Here is a 24,427-nt window from a genome sequence, read left to right as displayed (position 1 = left end):
GTCAGCGAATCTTCAGGCTGGCGAGACCGACCAGCACCAGGATGAAGGTGATGATCCAGAAGCGCACGATCACGCGCGGCTCCGGCCAGCCCTTCAGCTCGAAGTGGTGGTGCAGCGGCGCCATGGCGAAGATGCGCTTGCCGGTGAGCTTGAACGAGGCCACCTGCAGCATGACCGACACGGTTTCCATCACGAACACGCCGCCCATGATGAACAGCACCAGTTCCTGACGGATCAGCACCGCCACCGTGCCCAGCGTGGCGCCCAGCGCCAGCGCGCCGACATCACCCATGAATACCTGCGCCGGGTAGGTGTTGAACCACAGGAAGCCGAGTCCGGCGCCGACCATGGCGCCGCACACGATGGCCAGTTCGCCGGCACCGGGTACAAACGGCAGACCCAGATAGCGGGCGAACACCTGATGGCCGGCCACGTAGGCGAACACACCCAGCGCGGCGGCCACCATCACGGTGGGCAGGATGGCCAGACCGTCCAGGCCGTCGGTGAGGTTCACCGCGTTGCTGGAGCCGACGATCACCAGCAGGCTTGCCGGCACGAACAGCCAGCCCAGATGGAAGGTGGCGTCCTTGATGAACGGCACGATGTACAGGGTCTCGGCCGGCACCCGCACCAGGCTGTAGATGGCCAGTGCGGCGGCCATGCCCACCACCAGCTGCCCCAGGAACTTGTGGCGTGATTTGAGGCCCTTCGAGTTGCGGCGCGTGACCTTGAGGTAATCGTCCAGCCAGCCGATCAGGCCGGTGGCCAGCGCCACGGCGAACACGATCCACACCTTGGCGCTGCGCAGGTCCGCCCACAGCAGTGTGGTGATGGCGATCGCCAGCAGGATCAGCGCGCCGCCCATGGTTGGCGTGCCGGCCTTGCCTAGATGCGTCTGCGGACCGTCCGTGCGCACCTGCTGGCCAAGGCGCAGCGCCGTCAGGTAGCGGATTACCGGTCCGCCGGCGGCCAGCGAGATGACCAGCGCCGTCAGTGCCGCCAGGATGGCGCGCAGGGTGATGTAGCGAAAGGCGTTGAAGCCGCTGATTTGATCGCTCAGGGCATCGAACAGGTGGTACAGCATCAGTGCAGCCCGCCCGCGTCCGCGCCATGCGCGGCCAGCGCCTGCACCACCCGCTCCATGCCGGCACTGCGCGAGCCCTTGACCAGCACGGTCAGGTCCGGTCGCAGCAGGCGGCCGGCGACGTCCACAAGCTGCGCCAGTTCACGGCAGGCGACAGCGCCGGCGCCAAATGCCGCCGCCGCGTGTGCCGACAGCGGCCCCAGCGTGATCAGGTGCTCGATTCCGGCCGCCCGCGCGGCGGCGCCGCACTGCGCGTGCAGTGCCGCCGCGTCGGCGCCCAGTTCGCCCATGTCGCCGAGCACCAGCACACGCTCACCGGGCAGGCCGGCCAGCACGGCGATGGCCGCCTGCACCGACAAGGGGTTGGCGTTGTAGCTGTCGTCGATCAGCCGGGCGCCCTGCTGCGCCGGCAGGGGATACAGCCGCCCCGGCACCGGCCGGGCCGTGCGCAGGCCGGCCGCGACATCCGCCAGACGGGCGCCGGCCGCCAGCGCGGCAGCCGTCGCTGCCAGTGCGTTTTGCACGTTGTGCCGGCCGAGCAGACTCAGGCGGGTGCTGACGGTACCGCTGGGTGTGCGCAGTTCAACGTCGGTACCGTCGGCCGCCATCCGGCAGTCGGCCGTCACATCGGCGGTCTGATCGAGCCCGAAGGTGATGATCTGGCGATTGCCGGCCAGCCGGCGCCACAGTGGGAAGTGCGCATCGTCGGCGTTGAGCACTGCCACGGCGTCCGGCGGCAGGCGCTCGATCAGCTCGCCCTTGGCGCGGGCCACGGCCGCCACGCTGCCCAGGCCTTCCAGGTGCGCCGGACCGGCGTTGCTGATCAGGCCCAGCGTCGGGCGCGTCAGATCGGCCAGGTGGGCGATCTCGCCGGCGTGGTTCATGCCCATTTCGACCACCGCCGCACGGTGGGTGTCCCGCAGTTCGAGCAGCGTCAGCGGCACGCCGATGTGGTTGTTGCGGTTGCCGTGCGTGGCCAGCACCGGACCCAGACCGGCCAGGGCGGCGGCCAGCAGTTCCTTGACCGTGGTCTTGCCGCTGCTGCCGGTGACGGCCAGGACGGGAATGTCGAAGCGTGCCCGCCAGGCGGCGGCAAGCTGGCCCAGCGCCGTCAGCGGGTCGGCCACTTCCAGGCACGGCAGCGATGGATGGGCACGGCGCACCAGCGCGCCGGCGGCGCCGGCGGCAGCCACCGCCGGCAGATAATCGTGGCCGTCGAAATGCGGACCTTCGAGCGCCACGAACAGCTCGCCGGGGCGCAGGGTGCGGCTGTCGGTGCTGACGCCGCTGAAGTCGCCGGCCGGCCGGCTGCCGGCCCCGACGATGACGGCGGCCTGTGCCAGGGACATCACGGTCGCCCCTTGAGCGCGTTCTGCGCGCAGTCGAAATCGCTGAACGGCCGGCGTTCGGTGCCGACGATCTGGAAGCGCTCGGCGCCCTTGCCGGCGATCAGCACCACGTCGCGCACATCGGCGGCCGCGATGGCATGGCTGATGGCCGCGGCGCGGTCGTGTATCAGCTCCACACCGGCGGTTTGCGGCATGCCGGCCAGGATGGCGGCGGCGATGTCCGCCGGCGCCTCGCCGCGCGGGTTGTCGTCGGTGACGACCACGCGGTCGGCCAGGCGCACGGCCAGCTCGCCCATCACCGGCCGCTTGGCGGCATCCCGCTCGCCGCCGCAGCCGAACACGCACCACAGGCGCCCGCCGGCCGGCACGTGGGCACGCAGCGCCGTCAGTACTGATTCGAGCGCCGGCGGGTTGTGGGCGTAGTCGATCACCACCAGCGGCGCGCCGGGCCGGCGCAGGGCCTGCATGCGCCCCGGCACCGGCGCGAGCGCCTGCAGTTTCTCGACGGCGTCGGCAAACGGCACGTCCGCCAGCAGCAAGGCGCCCAGCACCGCCAGCAGGTTGTACAGGTTGAACTCGCCCAGCAGCGGGCTGGCGAAGCGTGTCTGCCCGAACGGGCTGTCGATATCGATCAGCAGGCCGCCCGGCCGGGCATCGGCACTGCCGCGCAGCTCGCCGTGTCGCAGGCCGTAGCGCAGCACGCGCACGCCGGGCGCCAGCGCCGCGGCCATGTGCTCGACGTAGGGATCGTCGGCGTTGAGCACCGCCGCGCGCAGGCCGGGGCTGGCGAACAGGCCGGCCTTGGCGGCGGCGTAGTCGTCCAGATCGCGGTGATAGTCCAGGTGGTCGTGGCCCAGATTGGTATACACGGCGGTGTCGAAGCGCACGCCGGCGGTGCGCTGCTGGTGCAGGGCGTGCGAGGAGACTTCCATCGCGACCGTGCGGGCGCCCTCGCCGCGCAGCCGGGCCAGCCAGGCCTGCAGGGCCAGCGGATCGGGCGTGGTGTGCGTGGCCGGTTCGAGATGCCCCGGAAAGCCGTTGCCCTCGGTGCCCAGGATGCCGCAGCGGGGCAGGCACTGGGCCAGGAAATGGCTGACCGAGGTCTTGCCGTTGGTGCCGGTGATGCCGATCACGGCCAGCGCCTTGGACGGCTCGCCATGAAAGCGCGCAGCGATGATGCCCTGCCGGGCGGCCAGGTCCGCCAGCGTCAGCACGGGCACCGGCAAGCCGGTCGGCAGCGGCAGGGAGGCGTCGATCAGCACCACCGCGACGCCGGCCGCGATGGCCTGCTCCAGGTGCCGGGCCCCCGAGGTGCGCCGCCCGGGCACGGCCAGGAACAGGTCACCCGGCTGCGCCAGGCGGCTGTCGTTGCACAGGCCGCCGATGGCGAGCTCGCCGACCGGGCCGGCGCTCGCTTCGTCGTCCAGCCAGCCGGCCAGCAGCGTGGCCAGTGGCACCGTCGTCGGGTTGGCTTTGCGAGCGACCATCACAGGCGGCGCTCCGCCGCCTGCAGCAGGTTCGGTGTCGCAGCCGGCGTCGGCGGGATCAGCGGCGCCGCCGGCAGGGCGTCCGGCGCCACGCCGAGCATGCGCAGGGCGCCGGCCATCACGCTCTGGAACACCGGCGCGGCCACTTCGCCGCCGTAATAGGCGCCCTGCGGGTCGCGCAGGCTGACCAGCAGCACCAGACGCGGATTGCTGACCGGCGCAAAGCCGGCGAAGGTGGCTAGATAGCGGCGACGGTCGTAGCTGCCGCCGGCCGCGATGTGCGTGGTGCCGGTCTTGCCGGCCACCCGGTAACCGGCGATGGCCGCCTTGGTGGCCGTGCCGCCCGGCCCGACCACGCCTTCGAGCATGGCGTTGACCTCGGCCGCGACATCCGCCGGCAGGGCGCGTTCACCGGCTGGCTGCTCGCTGGCCGGCACGGCCAGAAAACTGACTGGCCGCAGCAGGCCGCCGCTGGCCAGCGCAGCATAGGCACGCGCCAATTGCAGGGCCGTGCCCGACACACCGTAACCGAAGGCCATGGTCACCTGCTCGACCTGTCGCCAGCTTTGCGCGGCGCGCAGCAGGCCGCTGGCTTCGCCCGGAAAGCCGGTGCTGGTGGGCACGCCAAAGCCGAAGCGGGCGAAGCTCTCCCACATCTGCGCCGGGCTCATGGACAGGCCGATCTGTACCGCGCCGACGTTGCTCGACTTGCGGATCACGCCGGCCATGTCCAGCGCGCCGTAGTTGTGTACATCGCGCACGGTATGCCGGGCCACGCGCAGGTAGCCGGGGGAGGTGTCGATCACGCGGTGCGGATCGAAGCTGTGGTGCGCCAGGGCGGCGGCCACGGTGAACGGCTTGATGGTGGAGCCCGGCTCGAACGGATCGGTGACGGCCCGGTTGCGGCGGCGGTCCGGATCCTGATCGGCGCGATCGTTCGGGTTGAAGGTCGGCTGGTTGACCATGGCCAGCACCTCGCCGCTGGCCACATCCAGCATCACCGCCATGCCGGAGGCCGCCTTGTGGCGCAGCACGGCGGCTTTCAGCTCGCGATAGGCCAGGTACTGGATGCGCCGGTCGATGGACAGCTTCAGATCCTTGCCCGGTCGCGGCGGGGCGATGGTTTCGAGCAGGGCGACGCGTTGACGCCGAGCGTCGAGCACGATGCGCTCCCTGCCCGGCGTGCCGCGCAGGTGGCCGTCATAGGCGGCTTCGAGCCCGCCCTGGCCGTTGTCGTCGATATCGGTGTAGCCGACCACGTGGCCGGCGGCTTCGGCCAGCGGGTAGTAACGGCGGTAGCCGCGCTGGCGGTAGACGCCGGGCAGCTTCAGTGCCAGGGCGGCATCGGCCATTTCCGGCGGCACCGCGCGGCGCAGATAGGCGAATCTGGTGTCGGCCCGCGCCGCCACGGTGGCCGACAGTTGCGCCGGGTCCAGCCCCAGCGCATGCGCCAGTTCGGGCCAGCGCTGCCGCGCCTTGCGAAAATCCTCCGGCACCACCCATACCGAATCGACCGGCGCGCTGATGGCCAGCGGCTCACCGTTGCGGTCCAGCAGCATGCCGCGATGGGCATTGATGGACACGGTGCGCAGGGCGCGCGCATCACCCTGGCCTTTCAGGAACTGCGTGCGCAGCGTGTGCAGGTACACGGCCTGCGCCATCAGCGCGCCACCGGCCAGCAGGAGCAGGACCAGCACAAGGTAGTGACGCGGACGCGAGAACACGGCGCTCATCGTCGCACCTGCGCCATTTCCTGCGGCTGCGGCAGGACCATGCCCAGCTCGTCGCGCGCCTTGCCCTCGACCCGCGCATGCGTGGTCAACGTGGCCTCTTCCAGCAGCAGGCGGCTCCACTCGCTGTCGAGACGGTCACGGCTCTCGCGCAGCTCGCTCAGCTCGGTCACCAGGCGGCGTTCGCGGTACTTGATATGCACCACCCCCAGCGCGCAGGCGAAGCAGACCAGCAGCAGCGCCGCCAGCAGCAGATGGCCGATGCGCTCAATCATGGGCGGGCGCCGGATCGGGCAGGCGCTCGGCCACGCGCAGGATGGCGCTGCGCGCGCGCGGATTGACCGCCAGTTCGGCCGCGCCGGCCTTCTTGGGCACCCGCACCAGGCGCAGCACGGGCGGTTCGTGCGCGCCCTCGAAGCGCCCGGCGTGCAGGCGCATGAACTGCTTGACCGGCCGGTCTTCGAGGGAATGGAAGCTCAGCACCACCAGCCGCCCGCCGGGCGCCAGCACCGACAGCGCCTGATCGAGACCGGTGGCCAGGTCGTCCAGCTCGTGATTGACGACCATGCGCAGCGCCTGGAAGGTGCGCGTCGCAAAGTGCTTGTGCTGCTCGCGCCGCGGCATGGCGCCGCGCACCACGTTGACCAGATCGTCGGTGGTGGCGATCGGCGCCTGCGCGCGGCGCGCCACCACGGCGGCGGCGATGCGGCGCGCGTAGCGCTCCTCGCCCAATTCGCGCAGGACCTGTTCGATCTGCGCCTGGTCGGCGTCCTGCAGCCACTGCGCGGCGGTCGGCTCGCGGCTGGTGTCCATGCGCATGTCCAGCGGCCCGGGGCGCATGAAGCTGAAACCGCGCTGCGCATCGTCAAGCTGGATCGACGACATGCCAAGGTCCAGCAGTACCCCGGCGATCTGCCCGCGCAGACCGTGCGCGTCCACGAACTCGCCCAGGCGTGCAAAGCTGCCGTGGTGGATGCTGACGCGCGCATCGCCGGCGAATTCGGCCCGCGCCCGCTCGGCGGCCGCCGGATCCTTGTCGATGGCCAGCAGCCGGCCATTCGGTCCCAGCGCCGCCAGCAGCGCGCGCGCATGCCCGCCGCCACCGTAGGTGCCGTCGACATAGCAGCCGCTCGTTTGGATTGCCAGGCCCTGCATTACCTCGTCCAGCATGACCGGCCGGTGGGTACCGGCGCCTGTATGGCTCATCAAAACGCCAGCCGGCTGAGCTGCTCCGGCAGGTTCACAGCACCGTCCTGCGCCGCCCGCAGCCAACCCTTGCGGCGCTGATCCCAGGCCTGCTCGTCCCACAGTTCGAATTTGTTGCCAAGACCCACCAGCGTCACCTGGCGATCGATGCCGACCAGCTCGCGCAGCATCGTCGGCAGCAGGATGCGCCCCTGGCCGTCCGGCTCGCACTCGGTGGCGTGGCCGATCAGGGTGTGCTTGAGCTGATCCACGACTTCCAGCAGGTTGGGGGCGCCGATCAGTTCGCGCTCGATCGCTTCCCACACCGGCAGCGGATACAGCAGCAGGCACTGGCCGCGGTGGTCGAGGGTCAGGATCAGTTGGCCTTGTGCGTCGGTTTGCAGGCGCTCACGGTAACGGCTCGGAATGGCCATCCGACCCTTGGCGTCCAGATTGAGCGCCGTGATACCGCGAAACATGCTCCCCTCGGGTTATGGGTGCAGCCCCCACATTTCAACCAAAGTGACCCACTAATCCCCACTTGAGTGGCCACTATAGGAACTGCGCTCACGGCCTGTCAAGGCAGGAATTCGCGCATCGCCCCGGGGCTTTTTATGACCTTCGGTACAGCAGCCTGTGTCCGGCTTGGCTAAACTGCGTTCCTTGCATACCAGTTACGGGAGTCCGAACACGATGTCCGACCAATTCACCGCTCCGGAACCGTCCAATGCCGCTGCCGGCAGGCCGCTCACGGCTCGTGACGGGGATGCGTACTTGCGTCATCTGGTCACCCTGGCAGTGGCCGAGCGGGTATCCGATCTGCACTTCAAGTCCGGCGCACCACCGTACTGGCGGCGCCTGGGTGAGCTCGAGCCGATGGCCGACCAGGCCATGCTCAGTGGCGAGGACATGGACATCCTGTCGAAGGCCCTGCTGGACGAGCGCCTGAGCGCGGTGTTCGCCGATCGCCATCAAGTGGACCTGTCGCATGGCTTCTCGGGCGTCGCCCGGGTGCGCGCCAACATCTATCGCCAGCGCGGCACCATCGCCATGTCCCTGCGGACAATCACGATGCAGATCCCCACCCCGGCGGACCTGAACCTGCCGCCGACGATCGAGATGTTCAGCCAGCTAAAGCGCGGCATGGTGCTGGTGACCGGCGCCACCGGCTCCGGCAAGTCGACCACCCTGGCGGCGCTGATCGAGATGATCAACCTTCGCGATCGCCGCCACATCGTCACCATCGAGGATCCGATCGAGTACCTGTTCAAGGACAAGCTGTCGGTCGTCAACCAGCGCGAGGTGGGTATCGACACGCCGGATTTCGGCAGCGCCATGCGCGCCGCCCTGCGCCAGGATCCGGACGTGATCTTCATCGGCGAGCTGCGCGACGCCGAGACCATCACCACCGCCGTGCGCGCCAGCGAAACCGGCCATCTGGTGCTGTCGACCCTGCACGCGCCCAATTGCTACGACGCCATCAGCCGCCTGGTGTCGTACTTCCCGCCCGAGGAGCAGGACACCCAGCGCAAGGCCATCGCCGCCAACCTGCGCGGCGTGATCAGCCAGCGGCTGCTGCCGCGGGCCGATGGCAGCAGTCGCGTGGCAGCCTTCGAGGTGATGGTGGTCACGCCGACCATCGCCGACATGATCGAGGACCCGCAGCGCCAGTCGGACATCATCGAGGTCATCAAGACCGGCCGCCAGCACGGCATGATCTCCTTCGACGACTACCTGTACGACCTGGCCGAGGCCGGTCACATCAGCCAGGACACGGCGCTGGGCAACGCCACCAACGTGACCGACCTGAAGCTGCGCTTTCAGGGGTTCTGACCGGGCCGACAAGAATTCAGGCGGGGAGCCGGCCGATAAGCCGGGTTCTGTCGAGGGCAATCATTCGTCTGCGACGGCCGTCACCGACCGCCTCTAGCGACCTACCCGGGGACCGCGCGGACCACGCGTCGTGACCTTTCGGCCAACCGTCCCCCTATTTGGTCTTGCTCCGGGTGGGGTTTACCCTGCCACGTCTGTTACCAGCCGCGCGGTGCGCTCTTACCGCACCTTTTCAACCTTGCCTGTGCGCCTTGCGACGCCATCGGCGGTGTGTTTTCTGTGGCACTTTCCGTAGGCTTGCGCCCCCCAGGCGTTACCTGGCACCCCGTCCTGTGGAGCCCGGACTTTCCTCGCCCCCGTGGACTTCATCCAAGGGGGCGCGATTGCCTGTCCGGCTCCCCGCGGGCGCAAGTGTGGGCTGCGCCGGCGCTGCCTGCAAGGCGAGCGCACGCCGGTAGACCCGGTTGCGCGGCGCCTCGCTCACCGCCACCGCGGCGGTCACGGCCTGCTTGAGCGGCAGCACGGCCAGCAGCCGGCCCAGCAGCGCGTCGATGTCGTCGGTGGCCTGTGGGCGCTCGGGCGCGCCCTGCACGACCAGCACGAACTCGCCCCGCTCGCGCCCCGGCTCGGCCCGCAGCCAGGCTTTCAGGCTCTCGGCATCGCCGCTGATCACCGCCTCGTGGATCTTGGTCAATTCCTTGGCCAGCGCCACCGGGCGATCGCCGAATACGGCAGCCATGTCATCCAGCAGGGCCAGCAGGCGATGCGGCGCTTCATAAAAGATGAGCGTGCGCGGTTCCTCCACGAGCGCCGCCAGCGCCGCCTGCCGGGCCGCCGCGCGCGCCGGCAAAAAGCCTTCGAAGGCGAAGCGCACCGACGGCAGGCCGCTGGCACTGAGCGCCGCCACGGCGGCGCAGGGTCCGGGCAGCGGCACCACACTGACGCCCGCCGCATGCGCCGCGGCCACCAGACGCTGGCCGGGGTCGCTGATGGCCGGCGTGCCGGCATCGCTGATCAGAGCCACGTCTTCGCCCTGTCGCAGACGCTCGATCAGGCGGCCGGTCTGCGCCGCCTCGTTGTGCTCGTGCAGCGCCAGCAGCGGCGTGCGGATGCCGTAATGATTCAGCAGCGGCCGGCTGTGGCGGGTGTCCTCGGCAGCAATGACCGCCACCGCCGCCAGGGTTTGCGCCGCGCGCGGGCTCAGATCGGCCAGATTTCCGAGCGGTGTGGCCACCACGTACAATCGGCCGCCACATGTCCTGGTTTCCATTGCCTGTGTCCGGGAGCCGGTCGGCCCGTCCCTTGAACGTTCTGCTTCTGAAGCTTGCGGCCGCCGCGTTGCTGCTGGTAGTCGGCGGTGGCTGCGCCAGCCCGCCGCCGACCCCGGCACCCCCGCCGGCGCCGGTGGCCGTCGACCCTGAACAGCCGGCCCGCGAGGCCGAGGCGCGGGGCGATTATGGTGCCGCGGCGCAGGCCTGGCAGGCCTTGGCGGCCAGCCGCCCGTCGCCGGGGCGCGAAGCATATCAACTGCGCGCCGCCGCTGCGTGGCTGGCGGCCGGCGACACCACCAGCAGTCAGGCACTGCTCGGCCAGATCGACGTGGCGCCCCTGGGCGATGGGCTGATCACGCAAAAGCAGCTCCTGCTGGCCCGCCTGGCGCTGGGACGGGGTGATCCGGTCGCTGCCGCAGCGGCGCTGGCGCCGACCCTCGAGCTCCACCCGCCGGCCGATCTGGCCGCCGAGCGCGATGCGCTCGTGCAGCGACTGCCGCCCGGCAGCTTTCCGACATCTGGCCCGGCGCTGACCGGCGGTGATTTCCTGGCGGTGCTGCTGCCGTACGGCGGCAGCCTCGACAGCGCGGCGCAGGCCATCACGACCGGCATCATCGCGGCGCGCCTGCACGACGGCAGCGGGCCCGAGTTGCGTTTCTACGCCAGCGGCAACGACGTGGTCACAAGCTATCGGCAGGCGCTGGCGGACGGGGCGGCCGCGGTCATCGGCCCGCTGCAGAAGGCCGAGGTGGCGACGCTGGCCAAAGCCCCCCTGCCGCGTCCGACCCTGGCGCTGAACAATCCCGAACCGGCCGTCGGCCAGGTCAACCTGTACCGCCTGTCGCTGGATCCGGCCGACGAGGCCGCCGCCGGCGCGCAGTGGCTGGCGGCTGCCGGCTATCGTGACGTGGCCATGCTGTACGTGGACGATGCCTGGGGCAGGCGCCTGCGCGACCTGTACAGCGCGGCCCTGGGCGGGCAGGGTGGGCGGCTGTCGGGAGCCGTTCCCTTCGACGCTGGCGACACCGATTTTGCGGCCGCCCTGCGCGGCCTGTTTGGCGCGCGTCTGGCAGCCACGGTGCCGGCCGCGCCGGATGCGCCGGGCGTATCGTCCGCGGCCGCGCCGACACTCCCTGGCCCGCAGGCGCTGATCGTCATCGCGAGCGCTACCGACGCCCGCCAGATCGTGCCGCAGCTGGCCTACGTGGGCCTGTTCGATCTGCCGGTGCTGACCACCTCGCAGGTATGGAGTGGCAGTCCGGAGCCGGCCGATGCCGACCTCCAGAGCGTCGTGTTCTGCGACAGCCCGTGGGCGCTGAACAGACAGACTCTTTCCGGCGACGGCGGATTTCTGACCGCTGCACGGCAGGCCTGGCCGCAACTGGACCGCGAACCGCCGCGCCTGGTGGCACTGGGCGCCGATGCCTACGCAGTGGGCCGGGAGCTTCGCCTGGGGCACACGGTCGATGCCCTGCCCGAGGGCCTGACCGGTGCCTTGGGCCTGGACGCCGACGGCACCCTGCACAGGCGCGTGCTCGCCTGCGCCCGTTTCAGCGGCGGCGTGCCGGTGCCGCTGATGCCCGGCGGATCGCCGTGAGCACCGGCGCGCCGCATCTGCAGCGCGGACGGGCGGCCGAAGACCGGGCCGCGGCGCACCTCACGGCGCAGGGTTTGCAGATCCTGACGCGTAATTACCGCGTCGGCGGCGGCGAGATCGATCTGGTCGCCCGCCACGGCGCAGAGCTGGTGTTCGTGGAAGTGCGCAGTCGGCGCAGCGCCGCTTTCGGGACTGCCGCCGAATCGGTCACCCCGGCCAAACGCCGCCGCATACTGTTGGCCGCCCAGCACTATCTGCAGAGCCTGGACCAGCGCACGCCGCCGCCGTGCCGTTTCGACATCGTCAGCATCACCGGCGCGGTCGATGGCGGGCACCTGGACTGGCTGCGCAATGCCTTCACCAACGACTGACCGGGCTACCTGAGCCGTATGGATCCGATTGCCCTCGTTGCCGCCCGCTTCCGCGAAAGCGCGCAGCTGAAACTGTCCAGTGTGGATGCGCTGGCGCCGGCCATCGCGCGCGCCGGCAGCGTGCTGGCGGCCAGTCTGCGCGGCGGCGGCAAGCTGCTGGTGTGCGGCAACGGCGGTTCGGCGGCCGATGCCCAGCATTTCAGCGCCGAGCTGCTGGGCCGTTACGAGCGCGAACGCGCCGGCCTGCCGGCGATTGCCCTGCACGGGGACAGCTCAACCGTGACCGCGGTGGCCAACGACTACGGTTACGAGCATGTGTTCGCCCGCCAGGTGCAGGCGCTGGGCCGGCCGGGGGATGTGCTGCTGGCCATCAGCACCAGCGGCAACTCGCCGGGCATCCTGCGCGCGCTCGAAGCCGCCCAGCAGGCCGGACTGGGAGTAGTCGCGCTCACCGGCCGGGACGGCGGCGCGCTGGCGCCCCTGTTGCGACCGGCCGATATCGAAATACGCGTGCCGGCGCAGATCACCGCACGCATCCAGGAAGTCCACATCCTGATCCTGCACTGCCTGTGCGAGCTGATCGACGAGCTGCCACGGTGAGCGACGCCCCACCCCGCTACGCCAGAAAACTGGTCACCGACACGGCCGAGCTGGCAGCTCGCCTGGCCGCCCTGCCGCGACCGATTGTGTTCACCAATGGCTGCTTCGACATCCTGCATGCGGGGCATGTCGATTACCTCGACCGCGCCGCCGCGCTGGGCGCGAGCCTGGTGGTCGGCGTCAACAGCGACGCCTCGGTGCGCCGTCAGGGCAAGGGCCAGGACCGGCCCATCAATCCGCTGCCCGAGCGCATGGCGGTACTGGCGGCGCTGGAGGCCGTCAGTCTGGTCGTGCCCTTCGACGACGATACGCCGTTGGCGCTGATCCACGCCGTGCGTCCGGATCATCTGGTCAAGGGCGGCGACTGGCCGGTCGAGTCCATCGTCGGCGCCGACTTCGTGCGCGGCTACGCCGGACAGGTGCACTCGATCCGCTTCCGTCACACGCGCTCGACCAGCGATCTGCTGCGTCGCATCCGCGAGCAGGACGCGACATAGCCGACCACTGACCGGCGCGGCCCGGTCGAGCAAGCGCTGCTTTCAGCCTGCGCGGGGCCTGATCACGCCGCGGTCGATCAGCTCGCTCAGGCCGAACGGATCGAAATTGCGGTAGCCGGCGTCCATCGCTTGCTGGAACAGGCCGAGCAGCGCCTCGCCCAGCGGCAGCGTGATGCCGGCATCCTGCTGCGACAGTTCCTGCACGGCCTTCAGATCCTTGTAGAAGATGCCAAGGCCGGTCGGCCCCTCGCCCAGCGGGCGGGCGGCCAGCCGGGGTTTGAAAAAATCGATCACGTGGCGCGGTGACACGCAGGCGCCCAGCACGTCCATGAGCTTGACGCCGTCGATGCCGCAGCGCTCGCCCAGCACCACGGCTTCGCTCAGGCCCAGCAGCGTGCCCATGAAGGCCAGCTGGTGGCACAGCTTGGCGGTCTGGCCGCTGCCGACCGGGCCCAGATGAAAAATGCTGCCGCCGAAGGTCTGCAGCAGCGGCAGCACGGTGTCCCAGGCGGCCTGCTCGGCGCCGACCATGACGGCCAGCGAGCCGGCCTGCGCCCACGGCGTGGAGCCGCTCAGCGGGGCGTCCACGTAATCCATGCCCCGCGCGCGTGCCTCGGCGGCGAAGGCGCGGCAACGCGGCGGCGCGGTGGTGCCAAGATCGACCACGATCGCACCCGGCGCGGCGCACTCGAATATGCCCCCTGGCTGTCGCAGCACTTCACCCAGCACGTCCTGATTGGAGACGGCGACGAACACCGCCTGTGCCCCGGCGGCGGCCTCGCCGACCGAGCCTGCCGCCTGCGCGCCGGCTGCCTGCGCCTTGGCCAGCGCGTCGGCCGACAGGTCGAAGGCCTTGACCGTGTGCCCGGCGGCCACCAGATGACCGACGATGGGCGCGCCCATGGTGCCGACGCCGACGAATCCAAGCTGCATGACGCTCTCCGGCAATGTCGACCAACGGTCAGTAAGTGGCGGCGACGTAGTCGCGAATGTTGTAGTCGGCCGGCACACGGCGCTGCGTTTTCAGTTCCTGCTCCACCCGTTCCTGGAAGGCCCAGTCGAGGCTGGGCTCGCGCAGCCAGTGCGGGCCGTCGCGGCGCATGGCGCGCTCGATGTCGTCCTCGCTGACGAAGGGCAATTGCGCCGCGAATGGCCGCAGCTCCTGCGGATGTTCAACGCCATACGTCGCAGCGGCAAAATAGGCCTGCACCATGCGCCGAACAAGTTCAGGCTTTTCGGCGATCCAGCGACGGCGGGCATACAGCAGGATGCCGTAATTGGCCGGCCGCAGCAGGTCGGCATAGTCGGCCAGCACGCGCCAGCCGAAGCGGCGCTCCACCAGGCTGACGTAGGGCTCGTACAGGATGCCGATGCGAAACGCGGCGCGCTCGATGCCGTCGGCGAAGGCCTGGCCGTAGTTGTCGAAGCGGCTGTCCTGCATCAGCTCGACGACCTTGAAATCGTCGATCGTCAGCCCCTCCTGGCGCGCATGCCACTCCAGCAGGCTGCCCGGGCAGGTCATGCGCTTGTTGATGACGACCTGCTCGCCACGGCAGTCGGACAGCCGGTTCACGCCCGGCGCAGCCACCAGATAGAAGGGTGCGAAGTCGCAAAACCCCACGCTGACGACGGCGTACTCGCGCGAGCCGACGGCGGCCGGCAGGAACACCGGCGTACCGATCTGGCCCATGTCATAGGCGCCGGCGCGGATGCGCGCGCCGTATTCCTCGCCGGTGAGGTGGCTGGAGAGCTTCAGATCCAGGCCGCGCTCGGCAAACCGGCCGGTCGTCTGCCACAGTTCGATCGGGAAGTTGAACAGGCCGACCGGCGGCGTCCCCCAGTTGACGGTATCCATGGCGAACTCCCGCGGCCGGGCGGCCGCCGTCACACGTGATAGAAGTCCAGTACCTGCGGGATCAGGTCGTTGATGACGATGATCTTCTTGCGCGCGATGCGCAGGCTGCCGTCATCCTGCGGGCGCAGCGTGTACTCATACTGGCCGGCAAAGAAGTGCGTTTCCTTGTGCTTGAAGTAGGTCACCTGCCAGTTGGCGTGGACCTCGAAATCCCCATTGGCCTGCTCGCTGGCTTGCACGTTGCCGACCAGGTGGCTGGTGCGCGGTAGCGGCACCGAGGCCGACGACATGCCGGTGCGCAGGCGGAACACGCGGTCTTCCAGGCCGCTGCGGTCGGCGTAGTAGATCAGCGAGATCTCGTTTTGCGGATCGCTGGTGTAGCTGTGCTCTGACTCCCAGGCCGGCACCCAGAACTCGGCATCCGGCAGGTAAAGAGCCAGCCAGTCGTCCCAGGCCTTCTGGTCGATCAGCCGGGCTTCGGTGTACAGCAGGTCGGCGCAGCGCGCGACGTCGTCCATGGTCTATGCCTTTGAAACTGTGCGAGATAGTGGGGCGCCGGCCGATTATTTCTGCATCGCATTCAGCCAGTGGCGGTGCTGGGCCAGGAAAATGCCCTCGTCCTCCACCTTGCCGCCGCAGTAGTCGGGCTTCACGCCTAGCGCCGCGGCGCGGGCGTCGGCACCCTTGGTCAGGAACTTCACGCCGCGCGTCAGGTCATTCCAGCGCGCCAGGCGGCCCTGTGCGGCGTTCTGCGCGTAGGCGAATTCGCTCAGGTCGTCGGGCGTGGCCATGCCGGAGGCGTTGAAGAAATCCTCGTACTGACGAATGCGGTGGGCGCGCATCTTCGGCGGCTCGCCCTTGGGCGCGATGGCGTAGATGGTGACCTCGGTTTTGTCCACGGCGACCGGCCGGAACACGCGAATCTGCGACGACATCTGGTCCATCAGGAACACGTTGGGGTAGATCAGCGTGTTGCGCAGCTTGCCGATCATCCACTCGGCGTAAACCTCGCCAAACTTTTCCGTCCACTCGCCGTACATGTGGAAATTCGGCCGGCGGTCGCCGCGGTTAGGCCAGTCGCCCCACAGCACCACGTGGCCATTGCCGAAGTCGAAAAAGCCGGCATCCAGGTTGCCCAGCTGCGACACGTCCATGGACTTGATCTGGTTGGCGCCGGCGCGGATACGCTCGCGGTTCTGCGTGGTCAGCGCGAAGTTCACGTGCAGCCCGTGCACGTGGTAGCCATCGACGCCGTTTTCGGCCTGCAGCTTCCAGTTGCCGTCATAGGTGTAGGTCGAATGCCCGCGCAGGACCTCCAGACCCTGCTCGCCGCCCTGGTCGGCCATCAGGTCGATCATCACCCGCGCGTCGCGCAGGTGCTCGGCCAGCGTCGGCGCCTCGTCGCTCAGGGACGCGAACACGAAGCCGCGGTACGACTCCACCCGCGGCGCGGCGGTGAGGTGGAAATTCTCCTTGCGGAACTGATCCGGATAGCCGCCGCCCTTCTCGCGCGTGACCGACATCAGCTTGCCATCGGTATCGAAACACCAGCCGTGGAAGAAGCAGGTCATGTCGGTCTTGTTGCCGCGCTCTTCGTGCACCAGCTGCGAGCCGCGGTGGGCACAGGCATTGATGAAGATATTGACCTTGCCCGAGGCGCCTCGAATCACGACGACCGGCTGGCGTCCCAAGTGGGTTGTCAGGAAATCGCCATGATTCGGAATCTGGCTTTCGTGGCAGACGTACAACCAGCTGCGTTCCCAGATGCGCTCCATCTCCAGCTCGAAGATGGCCGGGTCAGTGAAGATGGATCGGTCGACGCGGATCACGCCCTCGGCGGGACGCTCGTCCAGATAGGCATCGAGGTTGATGGATTCGAAGGGTTTCATGGGGGAGCCTCCGGTTCGGCATTGCGCCGCTGGGATTCGGTGTGGGCACGCCCGCTGGTTCGGCGGCGGCGGGCGTGCGAGGTGATTTGTCATCTTAACGATGGGTAGGGATGGCCGCAATCGCACAAGGCCGCCGCTTGTACAATCGCGTGCTGCGCCGCCCGGCGGCGCCGCTGCTCGACCAACACAAGCAAGGAGGCACCGATGGGCTGGCTGGACAATACGGTTGCAATCGTCACAGGCGGCGGCTCGGGCCTGGGCCGGGCGCTGGTGCAGCGCTTCATCGCCGAGGGCGCCAGCGTGGGCGTGCTGGAGCGCGATCCGGCCAAGGCGGCGCAGCTGACGCAGGACTTCGGCGACCGCGTGCTGGCCGTCACCGGCGACGTCACCACCTACGCCGACAACGCGCGCGTGGTGCAGGACACCGTGGCGCGCTTTGGCAAACTCGACACCTTCATCGGCAACGCCGGCGTGTTCGACTACTTCCAGACCCTGCCGCAGATTGACGCCGAGCGGATTTCGGCCGCCTTCGACGAGCTGTTCGCGGTCAACGTCAAAGGTTACCTGCTGGGCGCCAAGGCGGCCCTGCCGCAGCTGCTCAAGACGCGCGGCAGCATCATCTACACCATCTCCAATGCCGGTTTTTATCCGGCCGGCGGCGGGCCGATCTACACGGCATCCAAGCATGCCGTGGTCGGCCTGGTACGGGAGCTGGCCTATGAACTGGCCCCCAAGGTGCGCGTCAACGGCGTCGCCCCCGGCGGCATGAAGACCGAACTTGGCGGCCTGGCCGCCACCGGCACCGCCGGGGTCAAACTCAGCCAGATGGACGGGCTGGAAGACATGATGCGCAGCATCTCGCCCCTTCAGATCGCGGCCGTACCCGACGACTACTGCGGCCCGTACGTGTTGCTCGCCTCGCGTGCCAACTCGGCGCCGATGACCGGCGTGGTGATCAATACCGACGGCGGCCTGGGCGCACGCGGTTTCACCAAGATGGCCGGCGGCGAGGACTTGTAGAGAGCCGTGGCCATCGCCGGCACGCCGGCGTATACAATCATTCGGTAACGTCTATCCTCACGTTTTGGAGAGTGCCGCCATGAACGCCCCCACCGTTTTCGGCGCGCCGGTCCACTGGCCGGCCAAGATCAACGAAGTACCGAAAGACATTTTCGACCGCGAGGACGTATTCCGGCTCGAACTGGAACGCATCTTCTATGGTCCCGAATGGCACCCGGTTGCCCACACCGGCGAAATCCCGAGCATCGGCGACTTCAAGACCTTTCATATAGGCGAGCGGCCGCTGCTGATCGTGCACGGCCAGGACGGCCAGGTACGGGTGTTCTACAACGCCTGCGCGCACCGCGGCACGCTGCTTGAAACCAACAACCGCGGCAACAAGGCCGAGTTCGAGTGCCCCTACCATCGCTGGCTGTTCGACAGCACGGGCGCCCTGCGCGGCTGCCCGGGCAAGGAAGACTTCTCACCCAGCTTCACCATGGAAGGTTCGGGGCTGGCGCAAGTGCGCAGCGCCATCGTCGGCGGCCTGATCTTCGCCACCCTGCACGATGCCACGCCGGACATCGACACCTGGCTGGGTCGCACGCAGCCGGCGCTGATGCAGCTGCTGGGCGGCGACGGACGTCTGAAACTGCTCGGCTACCAGAAGGTCAGCTACGACTGCAACTGGAAGGCCTACGTCGACAACGACGGCTACCACGCCCCGCTGTTGCACCTGGCCTTCAAGATGCTGAACTGGCAGGGCGGCAAGGGCTCGCAATACGCCACTGAGAACGGGCACATCGCGTTCGAGTCGGAACTGAAGGTGCCGACCAACAATGGCTTCTTGCGGGACCCGTCGCTGATCGCCTTCAAGGGCTCGCACACCTCCAAGGGTTCGGTCATCGTCGGCCTGAACCCGCTGACGGTGATGACCAAGCACCTTGACATGATCAACGTGCGCTTCGCGGTGGCTCGCTCGCTGCTCAAGACCGAAGTGCACTACGCCTATTTCGCGCACGTCGACGACGACGCGGACATGGTGCGCCACCGTCTGCGCCAGTCCTCGAACATGCTCGGGCCGTGCGGCATGGTGTCGATGGAGGACGCGTCGATTTTCCTGCGCGTGCAGCAGGGCAATCGCACGCCGGGCAACGCCGTGTTCCAGAAGGGCGTCAAGCAGGAACACGGCATGTGGTTCGATTTCAAACAAAACGACGAGGCCGGCAATCTGCCCAAATGGGAGTACTACCGGCGCGTCATGGGCTTCATACGAGAGGAGAGCTGATCAATGACCCAGGAAGCGTTGCAGCAGATCGACGCGCTGCAGACCCGCTACATCGCCGCGCTGGACAGCAAGGACATGGCCGCCTGGCTGGACACCTTCGCCAGCGATGGCTCGTACGTCTGCATCGCCAACGAAAACGAGGAAAGCGGCCTGCCGCTGGCGCTGATGATGGACGACTGCCACGAGCGCCTGGAAGACCGCGTCACCTACGTGACCAAGGTCTGGGCTGGCACCTTCGAGGACTACCAGACCCGTCATTTCGTGCAGCGCATCGCCTGCACTCCGAAGGGCGGCGACCTGTACGAGACGGTGAGCAACTTCACCGTGTTCTATACCGATTCGGCCGGCAACACCGGCACCCTGGTCTGCGGCCGCTACGTGGACCAGATCGTGCTCGGCAGCGGCGGCGCCAAGCTCAAGTCCCGCCGCGCGGTGATGGATACCAACGTGGCGCCGCGCTACATCGTGTATCCGATCTGATCGAAACCGCGTTGCACCTCCCGGTCGCCGTGGCGGCCGGGAGCCTGCCTTCCCCGGCCCGCTCGCCCGCGCTATCGTGGACGGCATGAGCGGCCGGATACCCGAAGACTTCATCGACGCTGTCCTGGCGCGCACCGACATCGCCGAGGTCATCGGCGCGCGCGTGCCGCTGCGCCGCAGCGGCCGTGAGCTGGCCGGCCGCTGCCCGTTCCACGAAGAAAAAACGCCATCGTTCACCGTCAGTCCGCAAAAGCAGTTCTATCACTGCTTCGGCTGCGGCGCGCACGGCACGGTGATCGGCTTCCTGATGGCCATCGACCGGCTCGACTTTCGCGAGGCCATCGCGGAGCTTGCCCAGCGCGCCGGCATGACGCTGCCGGAGGAGAGCCCGCAGGGGCACGAATCAGGGACCTCGCTGGCGGCGCTGTACGAGGTGCTGGCCGCGGCGAGTGCCTTCTACCGCAAGCAACTGCGCCATCACCCGGCCGCAGCTGGCGCGGTCGAGTACCTGAAAAATCGCGGCCTGGACGGCAAGACCGCGGCGCGTTTTCACCTGGGCTTCGCGCCGGACGGGTGGGATGGCCTGGGCCGCGCGCTGGGCGAGCGGTACGGAGCTGATTTGCTGCGCCGGGCCGGCCTGCTGGCCGGTGACGAAGACGGCCGCGGCCATGACCGTTTTCGCGGGCGGGTGATGTTCCCGATCGAGGACCGTCGCGGCCGGGTGATCGGATTCGGTGGGCGCATCATCGGTCAGGGCGAGCCCAAATACCTCAATTCGCCCGAAACCCCCGTTTTTCACAAGGGCCGCGAACTGTACGGCCTGCCCAACGTGCTCCGGCAGGCACGCAACCCGCACCTGCTGTTGGTGGTCGAAGGCTACATGGACGTCGTGATGCTGGCCCAGCATGGCATCGACCACGCCGTCGCCGTGCTCGGTACCGCGCTGACGGCAGAGCACCTGCGGGCCGCATTTCGCATCACGCCGCGGCTGGTGCTGTGCTTCGATGGTGACAACGCCGGGCGACGGGCGGCCGAGCGGGCGGTCGACAATGCCCTGCCGGAACTGGCCGACGGGCGCGACCTGCGCCTGCTGTTCCTGCCCGAGGGCGAAGACCCGGACTCGCTGGTGCGCCGCATCGGCAAGGAGGCGTTTCTGGAGCTCGCCGGCCAGGCAGTGCCGGTTTCACAACATCTGGTCGACCGCTTGAGGAATAGCGCCAACATAGCCACCGTGGAGGGGCGTGCCCAACTCGCTGAATTGGCAAAACCATTGCTGCAAAAGCTGCCGGCAGGAACCTACCGGGATCTGATCGTAGAAAAAATAACCGGCTTTGTCGGCCGTAGCGGGCTGAATCCTGCACCCGCCGGGCGTGCCTCGCCGGCGATTCCCAGGATAGCTGGACAGCGACCATCGCCGGTGTGGCGTGCCATCTTGTTGCTGGCGCATTACCCGCAACTGGTGGGCCACGTCGGGGATTTGACGCTTCTGACCGACACGCATTCTGACGGCGTCGATCTGCTGCTGCGCTTGCTTGCGACGCTGCGCGAGCTTCGCCAGCCCCGTCTGGATCTGTTGCTGGAGCACTGGCGCGACACCGACGACGGCGCTGCCCTGTCAAGCATATTGGCCCACAGCGAGTTGGTGCCGGAGGAACTCGCGTCGGCGCAGCGCGAACTGCACGAAATCATCGAGCGCTTATTGTCGCAGGCAGCGCAGGCGCAGCGGCGCAAGGCGTTGATGCACGGCGTGCCACCCAGCCAGCTCGATGCCCAGCAGCGGGCCGAGGTGCTGGCGCTCTTGAAACAACGCGGCGGCGCCCCGACTTGACCGCAATGAACTACAATCACCGGTTCCGCCCAAATCGCATCGAGGTGTCCCATGGATAACGGTGTCGACCACCCCGAAGAAAATTCCGAACTGAAGCAGCTGCTGGCGCTCGGTCGCGCCCGGGGTTACCTCACCTACGGTGAGATCAACGATCACCTGCCGCAGGACATCGTCGAGGCCGAGCAGCTCGAAAGCATCGTTGCCATGCTTACCGAGATGGGCATCCGCGTGTCGGATGCGCCGCCGGACATGGAAGAGCTGCTCATGAGCGGCGAGAGCGTGACCGAGGACGAAGCGGTCGAAGAGGCCGCCGCCGCGATGACGGCGGTCGAGCGCGAAGGCCGCACCACCGATCCTGTGCGCATGTACATGCGCGAAATGGGCACCGTGGAGCTGCTGACGCGGGAAGGCGAGATCGCCATCGCCAAGCGCATCGAGGCCGGTCAGCAACAGGTCGTGGCCGCCTTGCTGCAGCTGCCGCGGGCACTGGACGAGGTCTTTGGCCTGTACGACCAGGTGCAGGCCGGACAGCTGCGCCTGCCCTCCTTCGTCGCCGGCTTCTACGAATCGGACGAGCCGGAGGCGCCGCCTGCCGGCGAGGTGATCGAAGAAACGACCGCCGGCGCCGACGTCGACGATGTCGTCGAAGACGAAGCCGAGCTGGACAGTGACACACCGGTGGTGGTCGAGGAAGTCGAGATCGGCCCCGATCCGGAGCAGGTGCGGGCGCATTTCGAGCTGCTGCGCGGCCTGCGCGAACAGCTTGCCAAGCTCGAGTCGGCCAAAAAGCCCAACGTCGAGCAAATTGCCGGTCTGCGTGAAGAACTTCAGGCCCAGATGCTGAAGCTGCGCATCATCCCGAAGCAGATCGAGGACCTGTCCGGCCTGCTGCGCAGCCTGATGGAGCGCATCCGCCAGCAAGAGCAGGTGATTCTGGACCTGTGCGTCAACAAGGCGGACATGCCGCGCAAGGATTTTCTGCGCGTGTTCATTGGCCACGAGACCGACACCGGCTGGCTGGAAACCCAGGTCAGCGCGAAGAAAAAGCACAGCACGCGCCTGAAGCAGTTCACCGACGACATCCGTCGCGCGCAGCGCAAGCTGGCCGAAATCGAGCGCGAGCATGGCCTCGAAATCGCCCGTATCAAGGAAGTCAACCGCCAGATGCTGTCTGGCGAACGGCACTCGAACCAGGCCAAGAAGGAAATGGTCGAGGCCAACCTGCGCCTGGTGATCTCGATCGCCAAGAAGTACACCAGCCGCGGCCTGCAGTTCCTGGACCTGATCCAGGAGGGCAACATCGGCCTGATGAAGGCGGTCGACAAGTTCGAATACCGCCGCGGCTACAAGTTCTCCACCTATGCCACCTGGTGGATTCGCCAGGCCATCACCCGCTCGATCGCCGACCAGGCCCGCACCATCCGCATTCCGGTGCACATGATCGAGACCATCAACAAGCTGAACCGCGTGTCGCGGCAGTTGTTCCAGCAACTGGGCCGGGAGCCGACGCCCGAGGAACTGGCGGTCAAGATGGAAATGGCCGAGGACAAGATCCGCAAGGTGCTCAAGATCGCCAAGGAGCCGATCTCGATGGAAACGCCCATCGGCGACGACGAGGATTCGAGCCTGGGTGATTTCATCCAGGACACCGGCACCCTGTCGCCGATCGACATCAGCACCGCCGACAGCCTGCGCGAGGCCACGCAGGACGTGCTCGCCTCGCTCACGCCGCGCGAGGCCAAGGTGCTGCGCATGCGCTTCGGCATCGAGATGAACAACGACCACACCCTGGAGGAGGTGGGCAAGCAGTTCGACGTGACGCGCGAGCGGATCCGCCAGATCGAAGCCAAGGCCCTGCGCAAGTTGCGCCACCCCAGCCGCTCCGAGAAGCTGCGCAGCTTTCTCGACTGAGCCGCGTACGGCCACCGGCCGTGCGTGCCGCGGGCACACGGCCGGACTTGTCGAACATGGGCCTTTAGCTCAATCGGTTAGAGCAGCGGACTCATAATCCGTCGGTTGCGGGTTCGAGTCCCGCAGGGCCCACCAACCCGCCCTCAGAAATGGGCAGCCGTCATGCGCCTCGTTGGGCACGCACGGCGCCCGCGCGCCGTCACCGATGTGGCCTGCTCGCCCGCAGCAGGTTCAGAAACAGCGCCCCCTGCTCCAAAGCATCGTCCAGCGCCACGTGCGTGTGCGGCAGGTCCGGATCGAACCACTCGCGCGGCATGTGGCGCTTGGTGGTCTGGCGAAATTCGCAGCCCAGTACCGCCATGGCGAAGCTCTTGATGTCCAGCGCCGAGAAGCCGAACGGGTTGTCGCCGGCAAAACGGGCCAGGTACCAGGCCACGAAGCTGAAATCGAAGGTGACCGGGTAGCCGACGAACACCGGCCGGCCGGGCAGGGCGCGCAGCCAGGAGGCGTATTCGGGCATGGCCTGCTGCGGCGGGCGCAGGTTCTGCCGGCAGGCGGCCCAGGCGGCAGGCTGCGCGGCCCAGAACTGCGCCGTGCGGGGATTCGCGTGCGCGCCGGGCAGGGTCTCGAAGTTGGCGCTCCAGGTGCCGACCGGGCGCCCGTCGGCCAGGAAGGCCGCCGAGCCCAGACTCAGCATGGAGTTGTCGCCCGGCAGGAAGCCGTCGGTCTCGATGTCGGTGCTGACGTAGACCTCCGCCACGGCGGCCTACTCGCCGCGCGGTTCCAGGGTCAGCGACAGCGAGTTGATGCAGTAGCGCTCGCCGGTCGGGCGCGGCCCGTCCGGGAACACGTGGCCCAGGTGTGAGCCGCAGCGCGCGCAGTGCACTTCGACCCGCCGCATGCCGTGGCTGATGTCGGTTTCGGTGGCCACGGCGGCAGGATCGGCCGGCTGCCAAAAGCTCGGCCAGCCGCTGCCGGAGTCGTACTTGGTGGCGGAGTCGAACAGCACCTCGCCGCAGCCGGCGCAGCGGTACACGCCGGGCGTTTTGTCGTTCCAGTAGGCGCCGGTGAAGGCCGGCTCGGTGCCTTTCTGCCGGCACACGCGATACTGATCGGGGCTCAGGCGCTGACGCCACTGGGCGTCGTCCTTGGGTAACTCGTCGGTCATGGCAT

Annotated in this window: 23 protein-coding genes, 1 tRNA gene, 1 other RNA gene and 1 pseudogene; 11 read left to right on the top strand and 15 right to left on the bottom strand. The window is 68.3% G+C overall.

What is annotated here, in order from left to right; all coding sequences use genetic code 11:
- Position 1: 1 nt before the first annotated feature.
- The 7 genes from mraY to mraZ are packed head-to-tail and all read right to left on the bottom strand — an operon-like array spanning position 2 to position 7,314.
- Positions 2-1,084: a phospho-N-acetylmuramoyl-pentapeptide-transferase gene (gene mraY, locus PG2T_RS08655; protein WP_068804250.1), complete on the bottom strand. Its 1,083-nt coding sequence runs from the start codon at positions 1,082-1,084 to the stop codon at positions 2-4.
- Positions 1,084-2,433, bottom strand: a complete 1,350-nt coding sequence (locus tag PG2T_RS08650) for a UDP-N-acetylmuramoyl-tripeptide--D-alanyl-D-alanine ligase (RefSeq protein ID WP_068804248.1) — start codon at positions 2,431-2,433, stop codon at positions 1,084-1,086. The genes mraY and PG2T_RS08650 overlap by 1 nt, the downstream gene beginning before the upstream one ends.
- Positions 2,433-3,920, bottom strand: a complete 1,488-nt coding sequence (locus PG2T_RS08645) for a UDP-N-acetylmuramoyl-L-alanyl-D-glutamate--2,6-diaminopimelate ligase (protein WP_083214839.1) — start codon at positions 3,918-3,920, stop codon at positions 2,433-2,435. The genes PG2T_RS08650 and PG2T_RS08645 overlap by 1 nt, the downstream gene beginning before the upstream one ends.
- On the bottom strand, positions 3,920-5,653 hold the full coding sequence (locus PG2T_RS08640) for a peptidoglycan D,D-transpeptidase FtsI family protein (RefSeq protein WP_068804246.1): 1,734 nt from the start codon (positions 5,651-5,653) through the stop codon (positions 3,920-3,922). Before PG2T_RS08640 ends, PG2T_RS08645 begins: the two co-directional genes overlap by 1 nt.
- Positions 5,650-5,925 carry a cell division protein FtsL gene (gene ftsL / locus PG2T_RS08635; protein WP_068804244.1) on the bottom strand — a complete coding sequence of 92 codons (276 nt, stop codon included), beginning with the start codon at positions 5,923-5,925 and terminating at the stop codon, positions 5,650-5,652. The genes PG2T_RS08640 and ftsL overlap by 4 nt, the downstream gene beginning before the upstream one ends.
- Entirely contained in the window at positions 5,918-6,856 is a 939-nt protein-coding gene (gene rsmH, locus PG2T_RS08630) for a 16S rRNA (cytosine(1402)-N(4))-methyltransferase RsmH (RefSeq protein ID WP_068804242.1), read from the bottom strand. Before rsmH ends, ftsL begins: the two co-directional genes overlap by 8 nt.
- Positions 6,856-7,314, bottom strand: coding sequence for a division/cell wall cluster transcriptional repressor MraZ (mraZ, locus tag PG2T_RS08625; protein ID WP_068804240.1), 459 nt, complete (start codon positions 7,312-7,314; stop codon positions 6,856-6,858). Before mraZ ends, rsmH begins: the two co-directional genes overlap by 1 nt.
- A gap of 214 nt (positions 7,315-7,528) precedes the next feature.
- Here mraZ and PG2T_RS08620 point away from each other — a divergent pair, with 214 nt between their 5' ends.
- A complete protein-coding gene (locus PG2T_RS08620; RefSeq protein WP_083214838.1) occupies positions 7,529-8,668 on the top strand; it encodes a type IV pilus twitching motility protein PilT in 1,140 nt (379 codons plus the stop codon).
- A gap of 20 nt (positions 8,669-8,688) precedes the next feature.
- Here the strand turns inward: PG2T_RS08620 and rnpB are convergent.
- Positions 8,689-9,067: RNase P RNA component class A (gene rnpB / locus PG2T_RS08615), an RNA gene on the bottom strand.
- 43 nt (positions 9,068-9,110) lie between these two features.
- Positions 9,111-9,938 (bottom strand): annotated as a pseudogene (gene rsmI, locus PG2T_RS16885) (16S rRNA (cytidine(1402)-2'-O)-methyltransferase); the annotation flags it as partial.
- Positions 9,939-9,970: 32 nt separating this feature from the next.
- On the opposite strand from rsmI, the gene PG2T_RS08610 reads away from it, so the two are divergent.
- Genes PG2T_RS08610 through rfaE2 form a run of 4 tightly spaced genes read left to right on the top strand, consistent with a single transcriptional unit; the run spans position 9,971 to position 13,004 of the window.
- Positions 9,971-11,536, top strand: a complete 1,566-nt coding sequence (locus PG2T_RS08610) for a penicillin-binding protein activator (RefSeq protein ID WP_068804239.1) — start codon at positions 9,971-9,973, stop codon at positions 11,534-11,536.
- A complete protein-coding gene (locus PG2T_RS08605) occupies positions 11,527-11,907 on the top strand; it encodes a YraN family protein (RefSeq protein ID WP_068808010.1) in 381 nt (126 codons plus the stop codon). Before PG2T_RS08610 ends, PG2T_RS08605 begins: the two co-directional genes overlap by 10 nt.
- Positions 11,908-11,925: 18 nt before the next feature.
- Positions 11,926-12,507, top strand: a complete 582-nt coding sequence (locus PG2T_RS08600) for a phosphoheptose isomerase (RefSeq protein ID WP_068804238.1) — start codon at positions 11,926-11,928, stop codon at positions 12,505-12,507.
- Positions 12,504-13,004, top strand: a complete 501-nt coding sequence (rfaE2, locus tag PG2T_RS08595; RefSeq protein ID WP_068804237.1) for a D-glycero-beta-D-manno-heptose 1-phosphate adenylyltransferase — start codon at positions 12,504-12,506, stop codon at positions 13,002-13,004. The genes PG2T_RS08600 and rfaE2 overlap by 4 nt, the downstream gene beginning before the upstream one ends.
- Before the next feature lie 42 nt (positions 13,005-13,046).
- Here the strand turns inward: rfaE2 and PG2T_RS08590 are convergent, their stop codons facing one another.
- The 4 genes from PG2T_RS08590 to PG2T_RS08575 are packed head-to-tail and all read right to left on the bottom strand — an operon-like array spanning position 13,047 to position 16,748.
- Complete coding sequence (locus tag PG2T_RS08590) at positions 13,047-13,937, bottom strand: NAD(P)-dependent oxidoreductase (protein WP_068804236.1); 891 nt, start codon at positions 13,935-13,937, stop codon at positions 13,047-13,049.
- Positions 13,938-13,965: 28 nt separating this feature from the next.
- On the bottom strand, positions 13,966-14,859 hold the full coding sequence (locus PG2T_RS08585) for an ABC transporter substrate-binding protein (protein WP_068804235.1): 894 nt from the start codon (positions 14,857-14,859) through the stop codon (positions 13,966-13,968).
- A 29-nt stretch (positions 14,860-14,888) separates the two neighbouring features.
- A complete protein-coding gene (locus PG2T_RS08580; protein ID WP_068804233.1) occupies positions 14,889-15,377 on the bottom strand; it encodes an aromatic-ring-hydroxylating dioxygenase subunit beta in 489 nt (162 codons plus the stop codon).
- A 45-nt stretch (positions 15,378-15,422) separates the two neighbouring features.
- Entirely contained in the window at positions 15,423-16,748 is a 1,326-nt protein-coding gene (locus PG2T_RS08575; protein WP_068804231.1) for an aromatic ring-hydroxylating oxygenase subunit alpha, read from the bottom strand.
- A gap of 204 nt (positions 16,749-16,952) precedes the next feature.
- On the opposite strand from PG2T_RS08575, the gene hcaB reads away from it, so the two are divergent.
- From hcaB to PG2T_RS08545, 6 genes are all read left to right on the top strand, one after another.
- Positions 16,953-17,768 carry a 3-(cis-5,6-dihydroxycyclohexa-1,3-dien-1-yl)propanoate dehydrogenase gene (hcaB, locus tag PG2T_RS08570; RefSeq protein WP_068804229.1) on the top strand — a complete coding sequence of 272 codons (816 nt, stop codon included), beginning with the start codon at positions 16,953-16,955 and terminating at the stop codon, positions 17,766-17,768.
- Between the two features lie 79 nt (positions 17,769-17,847).
- The gene (locus PG2T_RS08565) at positions 17,848-19,035 is read left to right on the top strand and encodes an aromatic ring-hydroxylating oxygenase subunit alpha (RefSeq protein ID WP_068804227.1); all 1,188 of its coding nucleotides are present in this window, start codon (positions 17,848-17,850) and stop codon (positions 19,033-19,035) included.
- 3 nt (positions 19,036-19,038) lie between these two features.
- Complete coding sequence (locus PG2T_RS08560) at positions 19,039-19,515, top strand: aromatic-ring-hydroxylating dioxygenase subunit beta (RefSeq protein ID WP_068804225.1); 477 nt, start codon at positions 19,039-19,041, stop codon at positions 19,513-19,515.
- A gap of 85 nt (positions 19,516-19,600) precedes the next feature.
- Positions 19,601-21,343, top strand: coding sequence for a DNA primase (gene dnaG, locus PG2T_RS08555; RefSeq protein WP_068808008.1), 1,743 nt, complete (start codon positions 19,601-19,603; stop codon positions 21,341-21,343).
- A gap of 51 nt (positions 21,344-21,394) precedes the next feature.
- Entirely contained in the window at positions 21,395-23,254 is a 1,860-nt protein-coding gene (gene rpoD, locus PG2T_RS08550; protein ID WP_068804223.1) for an RNA polymerase sigma factor RpoD, read from the top strand.
- 58 nt (positions 23,255-23,312) lie between these two features.
- Positions 23,313-23,389: transfer RNA gene (locus PG2T_RS08545), tRNA-Ile, on the top strand.
- Between the two features lie 64 nt (positions 23,390-23,453).
- Here the strand turns inward: PG2T_RS08545 and PG2T_RS08540 are convergent.
- Both PG2T_RS08540 and msrB read right to left on the bottom strand, forming a co-directional pair.
- On the bottom strand, positions 23,454-24,014 hold the full coding sequence (locus PG2T_RS08540; RefSeq protein ID WP_068804221.1) for a 3'-5' exonuclease family protein: 561 nt from the start codon (positions 24,012-24,014) through the stop codon (positions 23,454-23,456).
- 6 nt (positions 24,015-24,020) lie between these two features.
- Positions 24,021-24,422, bottom strand: a complete 402-nt coding sequence (msrB, locus tag PG2T_RS08535) for a peptide-methionine (R)-S-oxide reductase MsrB (protein WP_068804219.1) — start codon at positions 24,420-24,422, stop codon at positions 24,021-24,023.
- Positions 24,423-24,427: the final 5 nt, after the last annotated feature.

The organism is Immundisolibacter cernigliae (assembly GCF_001697225.1).
Classification (GTDB): domain Bacteria; phylum Pseudomonadota; class Gammaproteobacteria; order Immundisolibacterales; family Immundisolibacteraceae; genus Immundisolibacter; species Immundisolibacter cernigliae.
The sequence above is the reverse complement of the archived record's forward strand: the minus strand, read 5'-3'. Positions and strand labels throughout refer to the sequence as shown.